The following is a 3,561-nucleotide window of genomic DNA, read 5'->3' as shown; positions in this document are numbered from 1 at the left end:
AGCGGCAGCTTCGCATCGCGATTGCCGCAGCCGCTGAAGGACAAGATCCGCGCCCAGGGCCTGCGCAACTCGCATCTGCTTTCGATCGCGCCCACCGGAACGATCAGCCTCGCGTTCGCCGACAACGCGAGCAACGGCATCGAGCCCGCGTTCTCGTGGAGCTACACGCGGCGCAAGCGCGAGGCCGACAACAGCGTCAGGGAATTCGCGGTCGAGGACCATGCCTGGCGGCTGTACCGCCATCTGCACGGGCCCGACGCGCCATTGGCTGCCTCGTTCGTCACCGCGCTCGAAATGAGCGCCGAAAGCCACGCGGCGATGGTCGCCGCGGTCGCGCCGCACATCGACACCTCGATCAGCAAGACGGTCAACGTCCCCGAGGCCTACCCGTACGAGGATTTCCAGGGCCTGTACCTTCAGGCCTGGCGCAGCGGCCTGAAAGGCCTGGCGACTTACCGGCCGAACGCCGTGCTCGGCGCCGTGCTCAGCGTCGAGACACCGATCACGACCACCGCACCGCCCGAACCGTTGAAGCCGATGCCCGCCACGCTCGACGGCGCCAACCATCGCCTGCGGCTCGATCGCCTGCCCTCGCCGGTGCTCGCCTCGCTGCGCTGGCCGAGCCGCCCCGAGCTGCCCGGCGGCAATACCGCGTGGAGCTACCTGATCCAGCACCCGTACGGCGACTTCTCGCTCTTCGTCGGCGAGCTGCCCGCCGCCGCCGGGCCGGGAACAGGCCTGTTCGGCAAGAACGTGCCGTTCGAAGTCTGGGTCAACGGTTCGGAGCAGCCGCGCGGCCTGGGCGCGATGGCCAAGACCTTGTCGATGGACATGCGCGCCAACGATGCGGCCTGGCTGAAGCTCAAGCTCGACGCGCTGGCCACGGTGGCCGAAGAGCGCGCGTTCGAGATGCCATTTCCGCCGCGCGGCGAGCGCCGGCTCTTCCCTGGCGTCGTCGCCGCGACCGCCGCGGTGATCCGCTGGCGCTGCGAGCAGTTGGGGGCACTGCAGGAAGGCGGCCCGACGCCGGTACTCGATGCCATGTTCAGCCGCGAAGAGCCGCGCACCGGCAGCGACGGCACGCTGGCTTGGGCGGTGGACGTCGACAACCCGGCCACCGGCGAAGCGTTCACGATGACGTTGAAGGAGGTCTCGCTGCCTGGACAGGATGCCGCGGGTTTGGGCGGCCACGTCACGCGGCCCTGCGCGATCGGCTTCTCGGGCAACTACCCGCGCGCGTTCGACGGCATGGCGCGCTTGCTGTCGCTCGACATGCGGGTGATGGACCCGGCCTGGATCGGGATGAAGCTACGCAAGCTGCTCAACGTCGGCGAGCCGCTCGGCCATTTCATGGCCCCGGTGCCGGGCGAGAAGCGCCAGCAGGTATGGCCGAGCACGGTGGCCTACATCGCGCGGCTCGTGATCCACCGCTACGCGATGCTCGGCGTGCTCGACGAAGCGGGCCAGCCGCTACGCGAAATGGGCATTCTGGCGTCGCCCGCGGTACGCGCGGCGGTCGCCTCCAGCGGCGGCGCCAACGGTACGATCGCCGGGCGCAGTTGCCCGGAGTGCGGCAACGCGTCGCTGATTCACAAAGACGGGTGCGAGTTCTGCACCGCTTGTGGGTTGGTGGGGCAATGCGGGTGAAGAAGCCTCGACTCGCCAAGCTCAGGATCAAGCGACTGCCGGCGCAATCCTTGTTCAGGTAGCGGGTTGCTGCTCCCGGAGCACTCCGATGTCAAGGCGCCAACGCCCGAATACGCGACCAAAGCACCGCTTTGGACGCCGTCGTCATCGCCAGTGCCTGCAGGTACCTACCCAGCCAAAGGGGCCCCGCGCGCAGTTCTTCGATCGCCTGGGGCAGGTCTGCAGTCACGCTGTCACAGCACGCGGCCTTGGCCATCGCATCGCAGATCAGGTTCTTGGGCGGCACCGTCATGGCCGGGTCGATGAGGTCGTAGCCGGGCGCGGCATCGTCACGCCAGCGATTTGAGTTGGCGAGCGGCTTGGGGATGATCAAGGTGCGCATGCGCACAAGGAATTCTGCGCATCGGCACGGTTCAGAATACGACGCTGGAGATTGGCGCGATGGGACTGCCGCTGCACAGGCCGGGCCTGAATGACTTCCTGACCTGGGAGAACGCCCAGCCGGACAGGCATGAGTTCCACCGCGGCGAAGTGTTCGCCATGGTCGGCGCGCGACGGGCGCACGGGCGCCTGATCATGAACCTGGGCCGACGATTGTCCGGGCAACTGGACGGCACCCCTTGCCAGGCGTTCGCCGAATCGATGAAGATCCAGATTGCCGAAGACACGATTCTCTATCCCGACATCTTCGTCACTTGCGACAGGGCCGACTTGGCCACCGACATGATCTTCCGCGCGCCGACGCTGGTGATCGAAGTGCTTTCACCCACGACGCAAGCCTACGACCGCAGCCAGAAGTTCGCGCTCTACCGCCGCATTGCGTCGTTGAAGGAATATGTCCTCGTCGATCCCGATAGCCGCCGCGTCGAAGCATTTCGCCGCAACGCAGAGGACCAATGGGTGTTCCACGACATGAGCCAGGACGAAGCGATGGCGGTGCCCAGCCTCGGTCTGAGCGTGCTGCTCACGCAGGTGTTCGACGGCATCGAGCCGTTGACGGCCTGAACAGCCCATGCCGGTGCGCCGCACCATTGGCTTGAACTGACGGTCACGAACCGGAGCGCTGTTCTCCTGGAGACGATTCAGCGAGACCTGGCTCCGAGCCAAGTGAGTCACGAGCTCTGATGCGGCACACTGCGAGTCGGATGCATCGAGGAGCCGTGCATGGGCGTCCCGGAGAAGGCCGTGGCCTACATCGAGATGGAAGACTACCTCGTGCTCGAGAACGCGAGCCGCTTCAAGCACGAGTACCTCGAGGGCGTCGTCTATGCGATCCAGGGCGAACCGGTGCGGGGGATGGCCGGCGGAAGCGCGGCGCATGCCGATGTGATCCGCAACGTCGGCTTTGCACTGCACTCGCGGCTGCGTGGCCGGCCGTGTAGCGTGAAGATGACCGAGATGCGTCTGCGCATTGACGCCGCTGACGCGGTGTTCTATCCCGACGTGCTGGTGCATTGCACGCCGGTCGGCGACCCGGTGACGACGGTGGAACTGGCCGAGGCGCGACTCGTGGTTGAAGTACTCTCGCCCAGCACGCAGCAATTCGACCGCGGCGGCAAGCTGGCGGCTTATCGCAAGCTGGCCGGGCTTCAGCACATCGTGCTGCTGTCCAGCACCGAGCAGGCGGCCTGGGCCTGCCATCGCGTGCCGGCGGACGCCGCATGGTCGGAGCTGGCGCCCTGGCCGCGTGGCACCTCGCTGCCGCTGGCGGGGCTGGGGCTCGAACTGCCCTGGGCCGAGGTGTACGACGGGGTCGGCGTCTGACCCTGGGCTGCGATGCGCAGGTGAGGCCCGACTGCGCCGTCTACCGCGCAGTGAACGGAAACAGTCCAAGGGGTCATTGAGTCGCTTGAATCGGCACCTGCGTGACAATCCGGCCTTGTGACCGAGTGCGGGAACTGCGGCGATGACGAC

Annotated in this window: 4 protein-coding genes; 3 read left to right on the top strand and 1 reads right to left on the bottom strand. The window is 67.0% G+C overall.

Going from position 1 to position 3,561, the window contains the following annotated elements; genetic code table 11:
- Window positions 1-1,647, top strand: a 1,647-nt coding sequence (locus K1X74_23425) for a hypothetical protein (protein ID MBX7169303.1), incomplete at its 5' end; no start/stop codon positions are given.
- A 91-nt stretch (window positions 1,648-1,738) separates the two neighbouring features.
- Here K1X74_23425 and K1X74_23420 read toward each other — a convergent pair.
- On the bottom strand, window positions 1,739-2,029 hold the full coding sequence (locus K1X74_23420) for a hypothetical protein (GenBank protein ID MBX7169302.1): 291 nt from the start codon (window positions 2,027-2,029) through the stop codon (window positions 1,739-1,741).
- A 59-nt stretch (window positions 2,030-2,088) separates the two neighbouring features.
- Here K1X74_23420 and K1X74_23415 point away from each other — a divergent pair, with 59 nt between their 5' ends.
- Window positions 2,089-2,652, top strand: coding sequence for a Uma2 family endonuclease (locus K1X74_23415; GenBank protein ID MBX7169301.1), 564 nt, complete (start codon window positions 2,089-2,091; stop codon window positions 2,650-2,652).
- A 159-nt stretch (window positions 2,653-2,811) separates the two neighbouring features.
- Window positions 2,812-3,411: a Uma2 family endonuclease gene (locus tag K1X74_23410; protein MBX7169300.1), complete on the top strand. Its 600-nt coding sequence runs from the start codon at window positions 2,812-2,814 to the stop codon at window positions 3,409-3,411.
- The last annotated feature ends 150 nt before the right edge of the window (window positions 3,412-3,561 follow it).

It is taken from the genome of Pirellulales bacterium (assembly GCA_019694435.1).
In the GTDB taxonomy this organism is placed as follows: domain Bacteria; phylum Planctomycetota; class Planctomycetia; order Pirellulales; family JAEUIK01; genus JAIBBZ01.
This window is presented reverse-complemented; position numbering and strand designations above follow the sequence as displayed.